The sequence below is a fragment of the Desulfovibrio sp. 7SRBS1 genome (assembly GCF_049723905.1).
Classification (GTDB): Bacteria; Desulfobacterota; Desulfovibrionia; order Desulfovibrionales; family Desulfovibrionaceae.
Genome location: NZ_JBJKFD010000001.1, coordinates 4,309,465 through 4,329,136 on the forward strand (window position 1 = coordinate 4,309,465; position 19,672 = coordinate 4,329,136).

The 19,672-nt window shown below is 55.0% G+C and carries 16 protein-coding genes; 3 read left to right on the forward strand and 13 right to left on the reverse strand.

Annotated features, from left to right (window positions below; all coding sequences use genetic code 11):
* The first annotated feature begins 97 nt into the window (after positions 1 to 97).
* The 3 genes from ACI0FJ_RS19010 (at position 98) to ACI0FJ_RS19020 (ending at position 1,758) form a co-directional block, all read left to right on the forward strand.
* Positions 98 to 565, forward strand: coding sequence for a Fur family transcriptional regulator (locus ACI0FJ_RS19010; protein WP_424306062.1), 468 nt, complete (start codon positions 98 to 100; stop codon positions 563 to 565).
* A 270-nt stretch (positions 566 to 835) separates the two neighbouring features.
* Entirely contained in the window at positions 836 to 1,330 is a 495-nt protein-coding gene (locus ACI0FJ_RS19015; RefSeq protein ID WP_424306064.1) for a rubrerythrin family protein, read from the forward strand.
* 269 nt (positions 1,331 to 1,599) lie between these two features.
* Entirely contained in the window at positions 1,600 to 1,758 is a 159-nt protein-coding gene (locus ACI0FJ_RS19020) for a rubredoxin (RefSeq protein WP_424306066.1), read from the forward strand.
* A gap of 73 nt (positions 1,759 to 1,831) precedes the next feature.
* On the opposite strand, the gene ACI0FJ_RS19025 is transcribed toward ACI0FJ_RS19020, so the two are convergent.
* The 13 genes from ACI0FJ_RS19025 to ACI0FJ_RS19085 form a co-directional block, all read right to left on the reverse strand.
* Positions 1,832 to 3,997, reverse strand: coding sequence for a methyl-accepting chemotaxis protein (locus tag ACI0FJ_RS19025; protein ID WP_424306068.1), 2,166 nt, complete (start codon positions 3,995 to 3,997; stop codon positions 1,832 to 1,834).
* Positions 3,998 to 4,275: 278 nt separating this feature from the next.
* Complete coding sequence (gene mtnA / locus ACI0FJ_RS19030; RefSeq protein ID WP_424306602.1) at positions 4,276 to 5,361, reverse strand: S-methyl-5-thioribose-1-phosphate isomerase; 1,086 nt, start codon at positions 5,359 to 5,361, stop codon at positions 4,276 to 4,278.
* 15 nt (positions 5,362 to 5,376) lie between these two features.
* Positions 5,377 to 6,807, reverse strand: a complete 1,431-nt coding sequence (gatB, locus tag ACI0FJ_RS19035) for an Asp-tRNA(Asn)/Glu-tRNA(Gln) amidotransferase subunit GatB (RefSeq protein ID WP_424306070.1) — start codon at positions 6,805 to 6,807, stop codon at positions 5,377 to 5,379.
* Between the two features lie 1,198 nt (positions 6,808 to 8,005).
* Complete coding sequence (locus ACI0FJ_RS19040) at positions 8,006 to 8,656, reverse strand: IS1595 family transposase (RefSeq protein WP_424306072.1); 651 nt, start codon at positions 8,654 to 8,656, stop codon at positions 8,006 to 8,008.
* Positions 8,657 to 9,533: 877 nt separating this feature from the next.
* On the reverse strand, positions 9,534 to 10,418 hold the full coding sequence (locus ACI0FJ_RS19045; RefSeq protein WP_424306074.1) for a tetratricopeptide repeat protein: 885 nt from the start codon (positions 10,416 to 10,418) through the stop codon (positions 9,534 to 9,536).
* Positions 10,419 to 10,420: 2 nt separating this feature from the next.
* Positions 10,421 to 11,560 carry an N-acetylmuramoyl-L-alanine amidase gene (locus tag ACI0FJ_RS19050; protein WP_424306076.1) on the reverse strand — a complete coding sequence of 380 codons (1,140 nt, stop codon included), beginning with the start codon at positions 11,558 to 11,560 and terminating at the stop codon, positions 10,421 to 10,423.
* A 398-nt stretch (positions 11,561 to 11,958) separates the two neighbouring features.
* A complete protein-coding gene (locus ACI0FJ_RS19055) occupies positions 11,959 to 13,536 on the reverse strand; it encodes a SpoIID/LytB domain-containing protein (protein WP_424306078.1) in 1,578 nt (525 codons plus the stop codon).
* 62 nt (positions 13,537 to 13,598) lie between these two features.
* Positions 13,599 to 14,882 carry a hypothetical protein gene (locus tag ACI0FJ_RS19060; protein WP_424306079.1) on the reverse strand — a complete coding sequence of 428 codons (1,284 nt, stop codon included), beginning with the start codon at positions 14,880 to 14,882 and terminating at the stop codon, positions 13,599 to 13,601.
* Positions 14,883 to 15,038: 156 nt separating this feature from the next.
* Positions 15,039 to 15,986 carry a tetratricopeptide repeat protein gene (locus ACI0FJ_RS19065; RefSeq protein WP_424306081.1) on the reverse strand — a complete coding sequence of 316 codons (948 nt, stop codon included), beginning with the start codon at positions 15,984 to 15,986 and terminating at the stop codon, positions 15,039 to 15,041.
* A 25-nt stretch (positions 15,987 to 16,011) separates the two neighbouring features.
* Positions 16,012 to 16,908, reverse strand: coding sequence for a hypothetical protein (locus ACI0FJ_RS19070; RefSeq protein ID WP_424306083.1), 897 nt, complete (start codon positions 16,906 to 16,908; stop codon positions 16,012 to 16,014).
* 25 nt (positions 16,909 to 16,933) lie between these two features.
* Entirely contained in the window at positions 16,934 to 17,353 is a 420-nt protein-coding gene (locus tag ACI0FJ_RS19075) for a hypothetical protein (protein WP_424306085.1), read from the reverse strand.
* Between the two features lie 139 nt (positions 17,354 to 17,492).
* Positions 17,493 to 18,608 carry a hypothetical protein gene (locus ACI0FJ_RS19080; protein WP_424306087.1) on the reverse strand — a complete coding sequence of 372 codons (1,116 nt, stop codon included), beginning with the start codon at positions 18,606 to 18,608 and terminating at the stop codon, positions 17,493 to 17,495.
* An 84-nt stretch (positions 18,609 to 18,692) separates the two neighbouring features.
* Positions 18,693 to 19,571 (reverse strand): hypothetical protein, encoded by an 879-nt coding sequence (locus tag ACI0FJ_RS19085; protein WP_424306089.1) that lies wholly within the window; start codon positions 19,569 to 19,571, stop codon positions 18,693 to 18,695.
* Positions 19,572 to 19,672 lie beyond the last annotated feature (101 nt).

Consider the following 19,672-nt stretch of genomic DNA (forward strand, 5'->3'; position numbering starts at 1 on the left):
GTGACGTTGGATGAAATCAAAAAAATGTGCAATGAAGTGCTTGACATAACTTCGGGGTTAGGTATTAATCTTATTTAAGATGTTTACGGGGGTAAATATGCAATTAATCACTGTACCGGATGATGTCTACAATCGTCGCATTCGACGGTTTGAAAGTGCCTGCCGTGATAACGGCCTGAAAATGACCCATCAACGTATGGTCATTTTCAGGGATCTGGCACGTTCTACAGACCATCCCTCGGCCGAAATGGTTCATGGTCGCGTGCGTCGCGACATACCCACCATTTCGTTGGACACGGTTTACCGCACTCTTACCACCTTTGAAAAGTGCGGTCTCATTTTTCGGGTGCAGGCAGAAGCCGGACAGGCCCGTTACGACGCGGGGCTGGAGCCGCACCATCACTTCGTATGCACCGAGTGCAAGACCATTTACGATTTCGTCTGGAGCGAATTCGAAAGGGTCGCGCTTCCCGATGCTGCGGGAAACATCGGGCATGTGCAGGAAAAGCAGGCCGTCCTCAAGGGGATTTGCCGCAAATGCCTCGATAGGGCCGGAAGCCATTAATTTTTCGTCCCGGCCCCTTAACGCAGAATTTAAGGGGTTTGGGGAACGAGTGGTGGCAGCGTAACGTTTCCATTTTTTGTATGGTTACGGGATAATTGAAAGAGTTCCTTCTGCCCTGGTTGGTGTGGTACTTTGCCGGGCAGAAGGAACCTCTGGGTTTTACACTCTTTTTTCACTGTTTACGAATGCTGTAGCCGATGTGTGAGTGCATAACATGTATGAATATGTTATGCGGTACTTTGTTACATCCTAACGACAAGGAGAATGATAATGAGCAATACGGAAAAGAATCTCAAGGACGCCTTTGCTGGTGAATCCCAGGCCAACCGCAAATATCTTGCTTTTGCCGACAAAGCCGACGCAGAAGGGCTGCCCCAGGTCGCCAAGCTGTTCCGCGCCGTGGCGGAAGCCGAAACCATCCACGCCCATACGCACCTGAAGGTCCTCAAGGGTGTGGGCACCACGCAGGAAAACCTCAAGGAAGCTCTGGGCGGTGAGGAATACGAGTTTCAGAGCATGTACCCGCCCATGATTGAGCAGGCCGAAGCCGAAGGAAACAAACAGGCTGTGCGTTCCTTCCGCTATGCCAACGAAGTGGAAAAAATCCACGCCGAACTGTATTCCAAGGCCCTGGAAGATCCCGCTGCTCTTCCCGATGCCGACTACCATGTCTGTTCGGTCTGCGGCTACACCGTAGCTGGCGACGCACCGGACAAGTGTCCCGTCTGTAACGCAGCCAGCAAGGCCTTTTTCAAGGTCGACTAGTGGGATGTCCGCAAAATACGTAGACGTATTCTGCGGAGAATCGCAGCCCGGAAGTGCACTGGCTTCCGCTGGTTCGTTCCGGGCTGCTGCACCGGCTTGCGACGGCCGTTTTGTGGACAATATCGGCGTTGTCTGTAATAGCATTGGGAAGCGTTATTTTTGTTCGGTTTCCTGAATGTGGACCGCACTATTGGAATGTCTTCCGGCAACGGCTGTAGCCGATGCTACAGAACAGACGTCGGATATGTCGCAATGAAAGGAGGCTTGGTATGGACAAGTGGGAATGCCCTTGCGGGTATGTGTACGACCCCGAACTGGGGGACCCTGATAATGGCGTCGCCCCGGGCACCAAATGGGAAGATCTGCCGGACGACTGGGTCTGCCCTCTTTGTGGCGCGGAACAGGACTACTTTGAAAAAGCGGACTAAGTCTTCTTAGCCCGTTGAATACGGTAGAGCAATGAACGTGGGCAGCATGTGCTGCCCACGTTTTTTTATGGTTTTAAGCTCCGGCCTCGGCTTCCTGGCGCAACGAGCGGTTGAGTTCCTCAAGTTTGTCCGTTGCACTGCTGATGGTCTGCACGCCGTGGTCGGCTTTGCGGGCATTATCCGCGGTTTCTTCGGATATACGGCTGACGTCGCTTACGCCCTGACCTATTTCCTGGGTTGCAGCAGACTGCTGTTCAACCGAAGTGGCAATGAAGGTAATTTTTGTGGAAACATCCTGGGCCACTTCCACAATGGCATTCAGCGCCTCGCCGGATGTCGCTACCATGGATGTCGCTCTGCTTACGGCTTTGCCGACTGTTCCCACATGCTCGGTACTTTTGCGGCTGCCATTCTGAATTGCAGTAATGGCCTGTTCCACTTCATCCGTGGCATGCATGGTCTTTTCCGCCAGCTTGCGCACCTCGTCTGCCACCACGGCAAAACCACGTCCCGCATCGCCGGCGCGTGCCGCTTCGATGGCGGCATTAAGCGCCAGCAGGTTGGTCTGGTCGGCAATATCGTTAATTACGGACATGATTTGTCCAATGCTCTCCACCCGAGTGGAAAGTTCATTCATGTCCGTGGTGAGGATGTCGGTCATCTCGCGTACTTCATCAATGGCCTGGATTGAGTCGCGTACAACCTCCGAACCTTCCTTGGCCTTGGCAGCGGCACTGTCTGCACCTATGGCCGCGTCGTGCGAATTGGCTGCCATCTCGTGCACCGTCGCCGTCATCTCATCCATTGCCGTGGCGATTTCCAAAGTGCGATCTTTCTGCATGGATGCACCGTTATTGGTGTTGCTCATGGCTTGGCTCAGTTCGTTTACTGCATTGGCTATTTCGGCGATGCCGTGTTCAATGGTGTCCGCTGCCATGGTCAGCCCTTCGCTCTTGGCCCGAACAGCTTGCAACTGTGCTGCTTCCGCCTCCTGCTGGGCCTTCTGTGCGGCTTCTGCCTGCTGCTGGGCCACCTCTTTGGCCTGGTCCACTTCTTCCATGCGCGTTTTGATGTTTTCCACCATGGAGGTCAGGCTGTCGCGCACTCTTGCCAGTTCCGGCGGAAGTTTGGCGTCCACAGTGGCCGAGTAGTCGCCTTCGGCAACGCGCTCTGCATATTGGTCGACGCTGGAAAGCGGACGGAAAACCTGGCTGCGCAGAACAAAGAGAGTGATGATCAGAACGACCAGCAGTGCGCCGACTTGCGCAATTATCGTTGTCTTGCGCAGGGCATCAACAGGAGCGAAAGCTTCTTCCTGATCTATCTTTGAAATCAGTGCCCAGGTGTCGTCGTCCACCTGTACGGGCGTATAAGCGGCCAGGACGTTTTTTCCCCTGCTGTCGGTCATGATGTCGGTACCGCTTTTGCCTTCCAAAGCCGCCTGCACTCCGGGCATGGTGTTTGGGGGCAGATCTTCGGCGTAGGCTTTGGTCAGGGGGAGTGACGTTTGTTCGGAGTTCATATCCGAGCGCAGCAGTCCGTCGGGGCCAACCAAAAAAGAACAGCCGGACTTGCCCATCCCGACATGGGCATTCATAAGGGCGTTGACGTTGTCCATGGGCACCTGGAATGCCAACGCACCAACCACTTCGTCACCGAATCCCCGGAGGGGGGCGACAATAAACGCGGCCGGGTTATTGTTTTGCGGTGGATATTTTTCCAGGTCGGCAAAAGCGATTTCGCCCTTGAGAGCTTCTCGCAGTGCTTTGGAGAGGTTGCTCTGGGCAAGGCTGCCCTGCAGCAGGTCGGCGCCCCAGTCCGAATTTTGTTTGACGGTCAGGTAGACCCGACCTTTGTCGTTGATGAGCAGCGCATCGCTAAATCCCAATTTTTCCACGGCCGGGGCTATTCTGGGAAGAGCGAATTTGACAATGCTGTCGATGGTTGTGGCGGAGGTATCGACGGGGAAGCCCGGTTTCGCATCCTCAAAGAAATTCGACAGCATTGTTAGTGTGTTATATACCTCTTTTCCCCCGGTAAAGCCTGCGACGTTTTTAAACCAAGCAGCCGACCTGTTTTCAAAATCCATTTTTTTTGCATCACTCAGTGCCTGCAGCTGATTGAAAGATTGGTATTCCAGGCTCGTCGAGGCCACATCCAAACTGTGGTAGCCTATGAACAAGAGAGGAAGAACAACAACAAGCAAAGTAAAGAGCACCAGTTTAAGCTTCAGGGTCATGCTTATCCTCCAGATGATAAGTCAAATTTTGAGTCGAATGCTATATTTGGGGAACCTTAGTATTCGGATTAAATATTGCTTAGATTGTAAAAAATGTGCTGTCGTGTGCGTCCGTAATAAACGAGGTGATGATTCTTTTGTTACAGTTGCATGTTTTTAATGAAGAAAAAGTACATCTAAGTTCCCTAAATGTCATTCGGTATATACAAACAAAAATCCCTGCCGACTTTCGTGGACAGGGATTGTAATGATTTTTTTTTTCATTGAGGGAAAAATGGCTAGCCGAACGCCCCCATTTTTCTGGGCGCGATCTTCTTTTGAATGGCTTCGCTGTAGGGAGGCCGCAGAATGCCTTTTTCCGTGATGATCCCGGTGACCAACTCATTGGGCGTCACGTCAAAGGCAAAGGTGTATACCGGCACGTCGTCCGGTACAATCTGGGACTCGTTGGTGGGGTGCGTCACTTCGCGCGGCGTGCGTTCCTCGATGGGAATCAGGTCGCCACTTGCGCATTGCAGGTCGAAGGTGCTGGACGGTGCCGCCACATAAAATGGAATGCCGAAGTGCTTTGCCATGATGGCCACGCCGAAGGTGCCGATCTTGTTGGCTGCGTCGCCGTTTGCGGCAATGCGGTCCGCGCCCACCACAACCTTGTTCACCATGCCTTTTTGCATAAGCAGGGCGCACATGTTGTCCGTAGCCACGGTAACATCCACGCCGCTTTTTTGCAGTTCGTAGGCTGTCAGCCGGGCGCCTTGCAGAAACGGGCGGGTTTCGTTGGCAATAACCTTGATGTCCATGCCCTGGGCAACCGCGGAATAGATGACGCCAAGGGCCGTGCCCCAACCTGCCGTGGCAAGCGCCCCGGCATTGCAATGGGTCATCACAGTGTCGCCGTCTTCGAGCTGGGTTGCGCCGTAATCGCCCATGCGCTTGTTGATCTCAATGTCTTCCTCGTGCATTTCCTTGGCCTTGCACAGCCAAAGGGTACCGAGGGCGGCAAGGCTGACACCGGGATGGCTCTTCCAGATTTCATCCATGATGTCCACGGCCCAGCGCAGGTTCACGGCAGTGGGGCGGGCCGCTTTGAGCTTGGCCAGCTTTTCGGCCAGCACTTCTTCCCATTTACCGTTCGCTCCAACTTCGGCCCCCATTTCGGCCAAGGTCTCGCGCACGCACAAATAGCAGCCGTAGGCCGCGGTAACGCCGATTGCAGGAGCGCCGCGGATGACCATGGTCTGCAGGGCGAAAATGGTATCGTCCAGCCCGGTGCAGGCGTACCATTCGTCACGCAGGGGCAGATACCGCTGGTCCAGCAGCAGCAGCGCATTGTCGTGGTCGGAAAAACGCATATGGGAGTCCATCATGGCCCGAATCTCCTACTTCAGTTTTTCAGCCAAAAGTTTGTTCACCATCTGTGGGTTGGCCTGTCCCTTGGTCTTGCGCATGATCTGGCCCACGAAAAATCCTATCAGCTTTTTCTCGCCAGCCTTGAGGCGCGCGGTCTCGTCCGGGTTCTCGGCCAGAACTTCGTCCACAACGGTGTCGAGTTCGCCGCTGTCCGAAATCTGCACAAGCCCCTTGGCCTTTACATAGGCTTCCGGATCGTCGCCGGATTCGAACAGGTCGTGGAAGATCTGCTTGCCGATCTTGCCGGAAATGGTCCCGGCTTCGATAAGGGCGATAAGGCCAGCCAGGTTGGCGGGCGTCATCTTGCACTGGTCGGCGTGCAGGTTTTCCTGGTTCAGTTCGCGCATCAGCTCGGTCATGATCCAGTTGGACGCCTGCTTGGCATCCGCACCCGCTTTGACCGTGGCTTCAAAATATTCCGCTGTGGCGCGATCGGCTGTCAGCAGATCCGCGTCGAAATCGGGCAGGCTGAATTTTTCCATCAGGCGGGCACGTCGAGCCTTGGGCAGTTCCGGCAGTTCGGATTCCCACTTGTCCACCCATTTCTGCTCCAGCACCAGCGGCACCAGGTCCGGGTCCGGGAAGTAACGGTAGTCGTGGGCCTCTTCCTTGCCGCGCATGGACATGGTCACGTTCTTGTCTACATTATACAGGCGTGTTTCCTGGATGATCTTTTCACCGTCCTCGACGCAGTCGATGTGGCGTTGGATTTCATATTCGATGGCGCGCTGCACGTTGCGGAAGGAGTTGATGTTCTTTAGCTCCGTGCGGGTACCGAACTCTTCCTGTCCCTTGGGGCGGACGGATACGTTGGCATCGCAGCGGAACGAACCTTCTTCCATGTTGCCGTCGCAGATTCCCAAGTAGATGAGAATGCTGCGCAATTCCTTGAGATATGCGACTGCTTCTTCGGAACTGCGCATGTCCGGTTCGCTCACGATCTCAATAAGCGGCACGCAGCTGCGGTTCAGGTCAATAAAGCTTACGTTTTCCACCTGGGAATGGATGGACTTGCCGGCGTCCGCTTCCATGTGGATGCGGGTAATGCCGATGCGCTTGACGCCAGCCTTGGTGGTGATGTCGATATGGCCGTGCTCGGCAATGGGCTCCTCGTACTGGGAAATCTGGTAGCCCATGGGCAGGTCGGGATAAAAATAGTTTTTTCGCGCAAAGATGGACTTCATGTTCACCTGGCAGTCCACAGCCAGTGCCATCTTGGTAGCGTACTCCACGGCTTTGGCGTTGAGCACGGGCAACACCCCGGGCATGCCGGAACACACGGGACATACGTTCTCGTTCGGGTCGTTCCCAAACTTTGTGGAACAGGAACAAAATAACTTGGACTCCGTGGTCAGCTGGGCGTGTACCTCAAGTCCTATAACTGCTTCAAATTCGGGCATGGGCCGTTCAACCTCCATACAATGCGTTACAAGCAGGCAACCTAACCTTACATTGGGGGAATGCCAAGGGGGAGAGGACGGCTGGGTGATTTTTCAAGGCGAGATTGGGGCGGCAGCGTGATTTTTGCTCCTGCCTTCGTTGCAAAGCGTAATCCAGAGACGGGATGGAGGTCTAACTCCTATCCACGTCCCTGAATTGCACTTTGCGCCTCGGCAGAACCAAAACTTACACTGCCGCTGGAAGAGAAAGACAACGGGGATGGAATTTAAAAGTAGTTTTGTGACCTTTTAATAGATATAATTCTAAGCTAGAATACACACATAAAAATCTACCAAGTTCAACTTGTTGAATTTTATTATTAAAATATTCATGTGCAATTAGCTGTAATTGTTAAAACAAAATTTGGTAGATTTTTCAAAATGTGTCAACAGTTTGAAATGTAACTACTTATTTGTTGGAGTGTTCCCCGCACACGCGGGGATGACCCGGAGATAGAGGACAAGATGAACGAAGACTGGAAGTGTTCCCCGCACACGCGGGGATGACCCGTTCAGCTTGTGCGCTTTGTCGGGGTGGCCCATGTGTTCCCCGCACACGCGGGGATGAACCGAACTGGGCAAACAACCGGGCATGCGAAGAATAGTGTTCCCCGCGCACGCGGGGATATTTAGACGCACGTCAAGCCACCATCACCAATGGCGTTGTCTTCGCCACGCTTCGTGGCGCACCTGCGGCGTACCATTTGCAAATGCAGCTTGCCATTTTATGGCGCAAGGGTGTTACCTCACCTGGCTTGGCTCTAAGAGGCGGCCAAGACTTCCTTAAATATACCTGCTGCCCCTTCGTGTCGGAAAGGGAGGGGAAGGTCCGGAAACAAACGGGGAAACCGGGCGCGTTGACCGGGTTTCCCCACTGTTTCCGGAAAATACGACAACCTTGAGTTGGTAGCCATCCAAAGGGACACCATGGCTTGCCATACCCTGCGCCCATGCCCATCTTCATCCCCGCAAAGCGGGGATGTCAGCCTATACTTCTGAGCTACTGACATAACTTCTATCCGCGTCCTCAAACAGCAAGCTGCGCCTCGGCAGAACCAAAACTTACACTGCCGCTGGAAGAGAAAGACAACGAGGATGGAATTTAAAAGTAGTTTTGTGACCTTTTAATAGATATAATTCTAGGGGCTGTACCAGATAACTAGCCCATATGCTTCCTAACCCACTGTTTCAATTGCTTAAACTGACTTTGCGGATTATTGGTATTAAAACGCCATTCGCACTCCTTCAAAAAGAGAGGAAAATGTTTGGTTGGAATACCGTTAAATTTTCTCATATGACGCTTGGCCTGATTCCAAAAATTTTCGATTCCGTTAATGTGGTTTTGCTTGTCAGCGAACAACTTCGAATGGTTGATCCTGAAGTGTTTGAATTCGGAAACGTCCAGCACATTGTAGCTGTGAAGAGCATCTGAGTACACGATGCTGTCTGGCTGTACCTTTTTTTGAATGATTGGCAATAGCGTCTTGCTTTTAGCGTCGGGAATTACCTGTGTGTATACCTTTCCGCCACGTTTAAGGATTCCAAAAACAGGTACCTTGCCAGCGGCCCCTCGCCCTCGTTTACCTTTACGCTTTCCACCGAAGTAACTTTCATCAACTTCAAATTCGCCAAAATCCATTCCTTCGCAGGTTTCTTCTTCGGCTATAATTTCTCGAAGCCGGTGAAAATAAAAGGCGGCAGTTTTTACGTTCACTCCAACCAAACCAGCAGCACAACGGGCTGTGGTGCCAGCTACAAAGTGCTCGATCAAACGGAGTTGTTTACTCTGACTCAAACGACTTTTTCGCATTACTATACCGATAACCCAGAGGAGTTATCTGGTACAGCCCCTAATTCTAAGCTAGAATGCACACACATAAATATCTACCAAGCTTAACTTGTTGAATTTTATTATTAAAATATTCAGATGTAATTGCCTGTAATTATTGAAATAAAATTTGGTATATTTTCAAGATGTACCAATATTTTGAAATGTATGTATTTATTTGTTGGTGTGTTCCCCGCGCACGCGGGGATGAACCGGCGCGGCCATTGTCGAGATATGCGACGTCAGGGTGTTCCCCGCGCATGCGGGGATGAACTGGATTGATTTTGTGTTCACACGCCCCTGGTTGTGTGTTCCCTGCGCACGCGGGGATATTTAGACGCACGTCAAGCCACCATCACCAATGGCGTTGTCTTCGCCACGCTTCGTGGCGTACCTGCGGCAGTTTATTTGAAATGCAGCTTATACTTTAGGGCGCAAGGCCGTTATCTCACCTGCCTTGATTCAAAGAGGCGGCCAAGACTTACTTTCATATATCTAGTGCCCCTTCGTGTCGGAAAGGGAGGGGAAGGCCCGGAAACAAACGGGGAAACCGGGCGCGTTGACCGGGTTTCCCCACTGTTTCCGGAAAATACAACAACCTTGAGTTGGTAGCCATCCAAAGGGACACCATGGCTTGCCATACCCTGCGCCCATGCCCATCTTCATCCCCGCAAAGCGGGGATGACCGCCCAAACCGTATTTTATGATTTAGAAAGGAAGAAATAGAGACGCAGGTCCCGCAGTACCTGAGCTGCCCGGTCCCGGTCACAGAAGCTGCGGCCTTTACCGAAACCTTCGATGCATTCAGAATATAAATTAAGCTGACGAAGTCAAACGAACCCTATCTACAGCACCCCGCCTACTTTATCTTCTTCAAATAATACTTCGCCGCCTTGTTGCTCGGCTCATACTGCAGCGTCTGCTCCCAAAGCTTGCCTGCCAAGGCATTGTCCTTGTTCTGATACGCAGTGTAGGCCTCGTCATTCAACACCTTGGATATGCTCAACCTGGCATCGGCGTCCTTGGGATTAATCTTCAACACCTGCTCCCAGGTTTTCAAACCCCGGTCCGGGTGGCCCGTGTTGTGATACAACCACCCCAGGGCAGTAAGCGCCTTGGTATGCTTGGGGTTCAGCTCCAGCGTGCGGTTGAATTCGAGCCGCGCATTGGCGGTCATGTCCAGCCCCTGAAATGCCAGCCCCAGCCGGTAATGCGTTTCCGGATCGTCCGAACCGACGGTCTGGGCCTTGCGCAAATACTGGATGGCCTCGGTCATGTTGTGCTCCACCAGATAAATAACACCCATAAAATAATAGGCGCTGGCGTTGTTCGGATCAATGCGCACGGCTTCCCGAAATTGCTCGAACGCTGGCTTCACCTTGTCCTCATGCAGATAAAGCAGCCCCCGCATGACGCGGGCATAGGTGTTCTGCGGCGCGGCATTGATGACCTGCTCGTAATACTTTGCAGACTGGTCGAACTTGCCCAGCTTGGCCGAAATAAGGCCCATCTGATTGAGGGCGAATTCGTTGTCCGGCTCCATTTCCAGGGCCTTGCCAAATGCGGTGGCAGCTTTTTCGAGCAGTCCGCGGTAGTTGTAGTCCGCCCCCATGAAAAGATAGTCGTCCACGCTTTTTGCATGCGCAGCCACGGGGAAGGAGACGGTAGCGAGCAACCCGAACAGTGTGGCCCCCAACAGTGTGGCGACAAGGGCGCGGGCAAGTGCTGTGTTGATACGGCGCATGGCTACACTCCTTGCTTTTGCAGGCCGAGAATTCCGGCGGCAATGGATTGGGCCACCTTGTGCCTGTTGTCCGGGGACATGAGAAATTTTTCATTGTCCAGATTGGAAATGAATCCGGTTTCCAACAGAATGGAGGGCATCTGGGCCCGGCGCAAAACATAGAAATTGGCCGAGTGCACACCCCGGTCGCGCATGGGCAGCTGCTTTGCCATGCCTTTTTGCAGGGCCTTTGCCGCCTTGCCCCCCGCATCCCAGTAGCGGCGGCGCTCGAAGCGGAAAAGGATGTCCTCTATGTCCACGTAGCCTTTCCTGGTGAGGTCGCCCTTGTCGAATTTGAGCACCGAGTTTTCGTACGACGCCACGCGCTCGGCTTCCTTGCTGGAGGCTTTTTCCGAACAAAAATAGGTTTCCACCCCTTTGGGCTTGGGATTTGCGTTGGCATTGATGTGAAACGACACGAACAGGTCGGCCCGGAACTGGTTGGCAAAGGTGGTGCGCGCCGAAAGGGGCATGTAATAGTCGGCAGTGCGCGAGAGAAAATATTTGGCGTCCGGGGCCATCTGTTCCAGAATGCGTGCGGTGCGCTGTGCCAGGTCCAGGGTGATGTTCTTTTCCTCTATCTTGTTGGGGCCCACTGCACCGGGGTCGAAGCCGCCGTGCCCCGCATCCAACACGACGCGGCGAACCTGATAGCCGAGCGCCGAGCCTTTGGAATACTTGCGGGTGAACTGTTTTTCCTCTTCCTGCGCCTGCTTTTCCAGCTCGGAGAGAGGTTTGGTCGGCGCACTTCTCGGGGGCACGGGCCGTTGGGAGATCATGTCGGCCATCATTTGCGAGTAGGTGTCGTTCGGGTTCAGGCGCAGGGCGTTGCGGAAGCTGTCCAAAGCCGTACGCATGTCGCCCGCCTGAAAGCTTGCCCGACCCAAAAGCCCCCATACCCATTCATTGCGCGGGTCCATGGTGGCGGCTTTGGTGAGTATTTCCACAGCTTGGGCAACCTGGCCAGAAGACAGCAAATCCTGTCCCTTGAGCGCCAGATCAAAGGCGCTGGGCTGTTCGGCGCAAAGAGCGCCTGCAGGGCTCGTCATGGTGAGCAGGCCTGCGGCGGCAAGCGCGGCTAAAATATTGCGGCGTGATGTCATATTTCCTCCTGAGCGGGTGGCGGAAAGAAAAATTGGGCTGCAGGTGAAGGTTCGTTTGCGCTGCTAAAGGTTCGTTTGGATTGTCGCTGCGCAAATTTATCCACCTGTAGGACTGCAACTGTTTGGCAGCCTTTGTTCTCTCCCTCCGGTTCCGAAGCTTTCGGCCGAGTGCTCCGTTTGGAGAGCCAGCCGGAGTGGGTATCGTTCGGGTTCCGCCTTGGGGTATTGGGTAACGTGTCCGAAGGCCTGGCATCAAAGACGAATGCTGCAAGTTGGTGCGGACGGGCCGCATTGCCAGCCTTGCCGGTTTAAAACCGGGGGCTGGCCGTTACAGACCGGAACGCACGATGCTTCTCCCGACCGGGAACAAACACGTCTGCGCTGTGAGCGGCTATCGCTCAATAGATGCGCGTCAGGGTGGTTCCCGGATAATAATGCCTGAGGATGGCGCGAAAGTCCCGTCCCTGTTTGGCCATGCCCTGCGCCCCCCACTGGCTCATGCCCACGCCGTGTCCGTACCCTGCGCCCGAAAAGGTGAATCCGCCACCGGTTGGGTTGATCGAACACAGGACGCTTTTGATGCGGGAGGGACCCAGCCATAGCCGGAGGGTATTGGCCTTTATGGAAAATCTTTTTGTGTCCGTTTGTATGGACACCGTGACCAGACGGCCCGAAGGAGAGACTTTATCCGGTTGGATGTTGCGCACCGTGGCTACCTTGAAGCCATTGCGCTGCAGGGCGGCAACCACATCGGCTTCGGAGATGGTCGCCTCCCAGGGCAGATGTTTGACGGACTGCGACACGGTATCGTCAGCCACCTGATAGTACGGCATGTCGGCCGTCCACACGTTGGCGTCGTCTTCCAGCATGCCGCCGCTGTGGGCATGAAAGTAGGTGAGAATGGGCTTGGAATCTTCGGTGACGATTAGGCCCCGGGTCGAGTCCACGGCCTTTTGGGTCTTTGTGTTGCCTACATCTGTGCCTCCGTAAACCTGCGAAGCTGTGGTTGCGGCAACGTCGAAAGGCTTTTCCTGCATTTTGCCGACGAGAAACCAGGCGTAGGATCGGGCGGCAACTGCCTGGGCCATAAGGGCCTGCTCTTCCCACGATGGGGACATTTCCTTGGGAACCACTCCCTGAAGGTAGGTCTCAAGAGAGAGAATATTGATGGCGCTGATTTTGCCGCTGTCGTTATAGAGCTGCAGATTGCCTGCGTAGGTTTTGCGCTCCATGGAAAACGGCGTTTGCATCAGCAGGTTGATGCTGTGGCGATAGGATTTGCCAGCCAGCTGAATTTGGGAATCGTGGATCGTGGCGGTGTAGGTGCCTGGCGGGAGCGTGTTTTTTGTTTGTCCCGCTATCTTTGTCTGGCTGTGCAGCGTGAAGCTGACGGAGTTTTTTTTGATGGCCAAAGCAACCCGCACGTTCGGGGCGGACTGCAATTTCTTGTTGGCTGCGGATTTGGGAGCCTCCTGCGGGCTTTTTTCCTGTTCCGTGGCAATGCGTTCGGCCATGTAGCTGGCCGTAAAACTTCGCGGGCTGTTCGGAAATTCTTTGAGAAAACGGACAAAGCCATCCTGGGCCCGTTGCAGTCGCCCTTGTTCGTAGAGAATCATGGACATGTTGAAGAGGGCGTTTTCCAGCGCTGGCTGGCCCGGATAGTCGTGGATGGCGCGTTCGTAGATTTTAAGGGCTTCTTCCTTGCGGTCCAGGAAAAGCGCCATGACGTCGGCCATGCGCACTAGGGCAAAGGCTTTTTCCTGAGCGGTGGGGCTGTACTGGGCAATGGTGTTGTAGGCATCCACGCATTCGAGAAGCCGTCCCTGGTCCAGTAGTTCGGAAGCCTGTTTGAGCAGGGGGGCGGGGTCGAACCCCACCGGCGTTTGGGCCCTGGCCTGGTAGATTCCAACGGCCGAGAGGAAAAGGCAGAGAAAACCGGCCGAATGGAATGCAAGGGTGCGCCAATTTTTTTGCATGAGATTTTATACCGCCCCGGCCCAGGTTTGGCAAACCCGGACCGGGGAAATCTGTTGCAATGTTATGAAGCCGGTTCGGCTTCCGGCGAAGGTGCGATTTCCAGATCGATGAGTTTGCTGATTTCGCTGTTGATCTTCATAACCACAGAAGCGTCTTTTCTGACCGCGTCGATGATGAGCTGGATGTTGTCCACGCTGTTGCCGATGTTGAAACGCAGCCGCGCCAGGCGCAGGGGAAGGTAGACATTCTGCAGTCCGCGGGGGCTGCCGAGTGCCTTGATTTCGTTGGGCAGGTTCTGCACGGATTGGGGCAGTTTTGCCACGGCGATGGTTGCCAGAAAGCCCGCGTCGATGAGCAGGTTTTCCACGGCTTCGCAGGCCTGCACCACGTTCTGCAGGGTCTTGAGCTCCCTCGGGTCTGTCACTTCGCCCTTGTGGTCGCTGATGGTGTCCAGCGTGGCGTCGAGGATGGCTTCCTTTTCGTCCACGTTTAGCTCCAGCTGGGCCAGGTCGGCCTTGCGAACTTTGACGGCTTCCTCGGCGTCGGCTTTGGTTTTGAAGAACAGCGGCTTTTCGTTCTTTTCAAAGCGCAGCACGTCGGCATTGGCTTCGGCAATTTCGGCAGACTTGCTTATCATGTCCCGCTTGGCGCTGTCGTAGTCTTTGTAGGCGTCGCGGATGGCTTTGCCATTGGGCAGTATTTTCTGGATGGCGGTCATGATGTTCCGGTACACATGGGTACCGGCCTGGGGCCGCAGCTTGCCGTTGCGTTTGATAACCTGGTTGACGTCGTTGCAGGGCGCATTGGTAAAAATGGATTTGGCTCCGTCCGCCACGGCACTTTGTATTTCCTTCATGGTGGGCGTGTCTTTGCGTACGATGTCAAAGGGCGAATTGACCTTGTAGTAGATACCGTTGAGGATGGTTTCCTCGCCGGGGCGGTAGCAGGTGCCCTCGGAAGAGTACATGTCTGGCGGCAGGGTATAGAGCACGTCCTGCGTCATGACCACATGCACTTTGATGGGGCTGACGATTCCGCCGTGCGCGGCATAGGCTCCGTCCAGAGCCAGGGCGCGCACCACCGGGGTCATACGGTCCTTGGAAAAATCCTCCAGCTCGGCGGGCCAGGTGGCATCGGCGGATATGGCCGCGTTGTTGAATGCCACATGGGCGATCTTGGCGGCTGTTCCGGCGGTATTGAGCCGGTCGAGCACCAGTTCCATACTGGGAGTTTCCATGAGCATTGCCATGGTGCCTTCAGCCAACCCTCGGCTCATGGCACAGCCGGAAAGTCCGGCCACAAGTCCGGCCAGCCCCAGAAGTAAAATTTTGCGAATCGTGTTCAAAGCCCCCTCTCCTGTTTTGATTTGTGATTCAGCCTCGGCATGAAGAGTCCGGCGGTCCCATCGTCAGATTCCGTTTGAGGTGCAGAAGCAGAATGCGTTCACGTTTGTAAAAAAAACGGGAGCGCTTTTACCAAGCGCTCCCGTTAAGGTGCATGATCAGTCGGATGCTCCGACGTTGCCTTCGTTTACTTCTCCCTTGACCTTGTCCATCTGGCGCGTGGCATCCAGCTTGGCCTTGAGCTTGGCGTAGGTGCGGGAATACAGCTCGTCGCCCGGTTCCAGCCTGCGGGCCTTGGCGTAGCTGCGCAGGGCCTTGCGCAAGTCGTGCGTGGCTTCGTAGCCTATGCCCAGGTTGTACCAGGCCGCATCGTCATCAGGATCTTTTTCCACGGCCCCGTTCCAGAACTCCATGGCCAGTTCCCAGTCGTTGGCAAAAGCCGCATCAATGCCTTTCTGCACGGCGGTTCCGCCCGAGGCGAACTCACGGAATTCGCGTTTCTTGGTGGGAACGAGCTTTTGCACGAATTCACGGCATACGTTGGAGGCGAGGTCCTGCATGATTTCCTCATGCGGGGTGAGCTGTGCGCCCACGGGCTGGCGGTTGACTATTTCCGCTGTTTCCGTGGTGCTGCCTACGATGTGTTTTTCCGTGGACAGCAGGGAAAAGTTCACAGCGGCATGGCCGCGGCGGGTGGTGTAGCCGCTTGCCGTCACGTCCTTGTCCACTCCGAAGTCCTGTACGGCAACGGCTATGCTGGGAACGTTGGGCAGGGTGCTGGTGTCCACGAAATTGAAGACCTGCGTCTGGGTAAGGGCGTCGCGCAGGGCGTTGCGGATGTAAAAGGCCTGTTGCGATCCGCTGATTTTCTTGCCCGAGGCGTCGGTGATCTTGCTGATGATGATCTGCTGCAGCACGTCGTCGCCCTGGAGGGCGCCTTCGGTGGTGATGTCCATTTGAGGCGGTACAATGGTATCGACCACGATGCCTTTGGACTTCTGGCAGCCGGCCAACAACAACGTGGTCAGCACCAGGGCTGTAAAAAATTTTGCCATGGGGCGGAGCTCTCCGCCGGGAGCGGCGCAACGCAGTTTTTTGTGGGGCATGGTTATTCTCCTGTTACCGTGCTGATCATTTTCTGTCGATTTGTCCGAACAGCGAATCGCTGCCGGGCTGCACAAGAATCACCCGGGATTCGTCCCTGGTTTTTTCTTCCACTTCCAGTCCTTCCTTGCTCATGGCCCGCTTGAGCTTGCGGGTGAATTTTCCAAGGGGGTCATCCGTAAAGACTTCAAGCTCCATAAGGCCACTGGTGACTTTCTTTTCCCGCAGTCCCTTGGGCCCGAGCCCCATGTCTTCTTCCAGAATCATAAGGATGATGTCGTTGTCGGATTCGCCGAAGCCGCCGATCACCACGAGATAGCCGGGGAGGTCCGGCCTGAGAAGTTGTTCCAAAAGATGGGAGTGGTTTTTTTCCAGCTTGGAGTACATACGCACACCCACGCGGGCTCCGGCCTTGGACACGGCGGCGTGTCGGGCCGCGGCCAGTCCGTTGGTTCCGCGGATGACGTTGGTGCCGTATTGTTCGCTCATGGCCAGTTTGCGTCCGGTGGAAACATCGAACATTTCACCGATGGCGCGTGCCGATGCAGTGTCGTCCCCCTTGCCCGTGGGCAGGGTAAAGACCTCCACCTTGACCAGCAGCCCCGCATCCTTGGACAGGGCAAGCTTGATGAGGTCGTTGTCGGTGAGGTTGAAATCGAAGTTGCCCGCCTTTTTTACTTCCTCGTGCATCTGCTGCACGGTGCGCTGATCGATGACGGTGAGGCCCTTGTCCGTAAAGTAGCTGGCTACACGCTGCACGGCCGCCTTGGTCTCGGGCGAGTCCACAGGCAGTGCGCCGGGGGTGGCGGCCTTGTTGGCAATGACCAGAATGTTGGAGCCTGCCATGGCAGGTGCGGCCATGAGACAAAGGGCGATGAGTGCGCCGAGGGCATAGTGTGCGGAACGTAGTATGGAATAGAACATGGAATATCCTGGGGCTAGAAAGGAATCATCTGGCAAAGGCCTTTTCCAGGCTCTCGCCGCGCGCCAGTCTGGTAAAGGCGTCGAGATAGTGGCCCTTGGCCATCCATCCCTGGTCCACATCGTTTACAAGGACGCGTTCAAGACGGACAAGGCCGTCGTTTTCCGGCACAGCCGAAAATTCCAGGCGAATGCGTTCTTTGTCGGGATTGGACCACCAGGCCAGGGCCAGGGGCATCTGCCCTGTATCGTCGATGGTCCAGACGGCGGTCTGGCGGGAGACAAGGGTGACCAGTTGGCCAACGGTTCGTGAGGGAATGTTTTCGATATGTCCGGCGCGGACCGTGTCGATAAGCGTGGGCTTGCCGTTCATGCTCATTGCCATCCAGAGCACGAATCCGGCTGCGCAGATGCCCAGCGCCGTGGCCAGCGTTTTATGCAGCGACATGGTTTCCCCTCCCTGTCTCTTGCCCGGTCAAGTCGGGCCTATCAAACTGTCCATTGCGCCGGATTGCCTTTTCTGCCCGCATGCGTTGCCGGGCTTTTCGTCGTGCAATCCGACGTGTGCGACGTAAAAGTTTGCGTCTTTAAAAATCGTCCGGATTCTTCCACTTGAATTTGAGCACCCGTCCGTCCTGTTTGCTGCGGAACTTGTATTTGTGCTTGGTGGACAGCATGGTTTTGATCTGTTCCAGAAGCTGCCCGGGTTTGAGGTTGGACCAGTAGGCGATTTCCAGGTTGGCGCTGTCCGAGCGTTTGACCTCGTGCCGTACATAGCCGGGCAGTACGCCCATTTCACGCACCAGCAGGTCGCTGTCCGGGAAGATGTAAAAGCCCACGGTGTAGCGCAGTCCCTTGCCTTCCTCCACTTCGGACTGGATGCCCGCCACCATGTCGCGGGCCAGATCCGCAGAGGCCTGGAAGACGACGTCCTTGGCCGTGGCAACCGCTGCCTGATAATTTCTGGGTGTTTTCAGGGAGGACAGGCCGGGCACGGATACCGGGCGGGAGGCTTCTCCCAAAAGCTGGTTGTCGGAAAGGCGCACGCCCTTGAGCAGCAGACGGGCGGTATCGTTCTTTTCCAGATTCAGCTTGACCGTTACGAACATGTCGCAGCGCAGGGTTTTGTTGGCCTTTGCTGCGGTCTCCGGAGTCATCCTGCCGGGTATGTCCTTGTATTTGGACTTGGCCGAGGCCCAGTCCACAACTTCGAAACGAAATTTTTTGGAAAAGACGTCGGATACCTCGGAGACCAGGGGGGCGAAGAGTTCGCCATTGGCCGGAACGGAATCAAGATCGTCATCCGTGCCGAAAACGAGCAGGCGAGGGTGTCCCGCCATCTTCATAAGAATGTCCAGGGTCTTGATGTGGTCGCCGATGGCCCCCTGGTCCACCTGCGCGTTGACCACGACCTTGTAGCCGCCGCCCGGTTCCTTGCCTTCGCTGATGATGTCGTAGGAGGTTACATACCCTTTGGAGTGGGTGATGATTTCATCCTTGATGAGCATGAAGTTGTCCACCAGGGAATTGCTCTGAACGTCCACGCCCACGGCGGCTTCAATGGCTTTTTGAAAGGCGTTGGTCAGGGCATGGTCGCGGTCCACACCAAAGCCCGTTGCCTGGACGGCCCAGGCAGGGGCGGAAAGGACAAGTGTAAGAAAAAGGGCGGCTGCGAAAACTGCGCATTGCGCGGTGCGTTTCATGGCGGTGTATCCCGGCTGCTGAAAAGTGAACCGGGGCCCGATCACAGGGATCGGGCCGCCGGAGATTGGTGCTTTAGAAACGGCTTACCACTCGCTGGTATCTTTCTTGTGGCGTTGTTTTACACCGTTGGTGCGGACCACCTTTACCTTGTTTTGGGACATGGAAACGGTGGCGTCCATGTTCAGCTTTTTGAGCATCTTGTATATATTGCGCTGCAATTTGGCCGAATCGATGGACGAGCGGTAAAGGAATTCGTGATGGTTGGAGGTGTTCATGCCGTTGGGCTTGGGGCGGTGGTCGTCGTAGCCGGAAAAGATGGTCAGGTAGTCTTCAATCTGCATCATCTGGTCGGGATCGAAGTTGTCGAAAACCATTTCCCATTCCAGCACCTGTCCGCCGGGTTGGTCCACATATCCACTCAGACGTTTGGACAGCACGGTCCCGACCTCGCGGCCGACAACCTTGGAAAGTTTGCCCACGGCTTCCAGAATGTCGTTGCGCGAATAGGGCGCTTTGACGAGCTGATAGTCCTGCGGTTCGTCCTCGAAGTTGCCCAGGCGCGAGCCTGAATGCACGTCCAGCAGACGGCCTTCCACCCGTGCGGTGACGCGGACGCTGTTGGCATTGGTCTTGCCGTTGGGGTAGACGGAAAAGATGACCAGCACGTCGATGCCGAGGTCCTTGGCTATTTGGACGAGTTCGGCGTCGCTGCGGCGGGAACGTCCCTGCACATGGGTTTCGTGCGAAAGGGCGGCCTCGTCCTTTACGTCGAATCCTTCGTTCAGAAGGGTGTTGGAAATGGCGTTAAGAACCCTTTTGAACACGCGTGAATCGCGGGGAATCGTATCGCGGTCTATATCCTCGCCCACGATCATGACTCGCGGCAGGTCCGTCGCCATGACGGATGTGCACATGATCATAACGAGCAGAACCGGAAAGAATATACGGGCGGCTTTGAACATGAATCCCTCCTGAAAGTTTATTAAACGTACTTTCTATACCTAGGCAGGAAGAGGCAAGCAAGAGGTCTTTCCCCATTCTAAAGGCTATAAAGAGTAAGCCT